This window comes from Streptomyces sp. NPDC059456, assembly GCF_042750055.1.
GTDB lineage: Bacteria > Actinomycetota > Actinomycetes > Streptomycetales > Streptomycetaceae > Streptomyces.
In genome coordinates, this window is sequence record NZ_JBHYVA010000131.1 from 14,606 (window position 1) to 15,629 (window position 1,024).

The following is a 1,024-nucleotide window of genomic DNA, read 5'->3' on the forward strand; positions in this document are numbered from 1 at the left end:
TCCCTCACCCCCCCCCGCCCCCCCCCGCCACCCCGCTGGGTGGGGGGGGGTCGTGTAGTGTCCCACCCCCGCCCCGCCCGCCCCCCGCGGCCCCCCGCCCCCCCTTCGGCGTCCGTGGCGGTGACCGGGTGGTGTCCGGGCGCCGTGCCGTCAGGACGCGGCCGGCGGGTACATCCCCGCCGGGAGCTTCGCGGCGGCCGTGCGGTCCAGCAGCCACAGGGTGCGCGAGCGCCCGTACGCCTGCGCCGCGGGCGCCTGCACGGCTCCCGCGCCGCCGAGCGCGATGGCGACCGCGCCCGCCTTGTCCTCGCCCGCCGCCAGCAGCCAGACCTCCCGGGCCGCCCGGATCGCCGGGAGGGTCAGCGAGACCCGCGTCGGCGGGGGCTTGGGCGCGCCGTGCACGCCGACCACCGTGCGTTCGGTCTCGCGGGAGGCCGGGTGCTCGGGGAAGAGCGACGCGACGTGCGTGTCCGGGCCGACGCCCAGCATCAGCACGTCGAAGGTGGGGACCGGGCCGTGGTCCTCGGGCCCCGCGGCCTTCGCCAGCTCGGCCGCGTACGCCGCGGCCGCGGCGTCCACGTCCGCCCCGTACGGGCCGTCCGAGGCGGGCATGGCGTGCACCCGGGCCGGGTCCACCGCAACGGCGTCCAGCAGGGCCTCCCGGGCCTGTACGTGGTTGCGCTCGGGGTCGTCGGCCGGGACGTACCGCTCGTCGCCCCACCACAGGTCCAGCCGGGACCAGTCGACGGCGTCGCGGGCCGGTGCCGCCGCCAGCGCGGCCAGCAGCCCGTTGCCGTTGCGGCCGCCGGTCAGGACCACCGAGGCGCTGCCCCGGGCCGCCTGCGCGTCCACGATCTTCGTGATGAGCCGGGCCGCCGCGGCCTGCGCCATCAGCTCCTTGTCCCGGTGGACGACGACCTGGGGAGTCGTCATACCCATGGTGGTGCCGCCTTCTTGGTAGTGCGGTGGGTACGGGTACCGCGCCGGGGGGGGGGGGCGGCGGGCCGCGCGCCCGGCCCGCGCG

At 79.2% G+C, this 1,024-nt stretch carries 1 protein-coding gene; it reads right to left on the reverse strand.

Annotated elements, in window-relative coordinates; translation table 11 throughout:
• Positions 1-150: 150 nt before the first annotated feature.
• A complete protein-coding gene (pgl, locus tag ACFXA3_RS14485; protein WP_385186690.1) occupies positions 151-933 on the reverse strand; it encodes a 6-phosphogluconolactonase in 783 nt (260 codons plus the stop codon).
• Positions 934-1,024 lie beyond the last annotated feature (91 nt).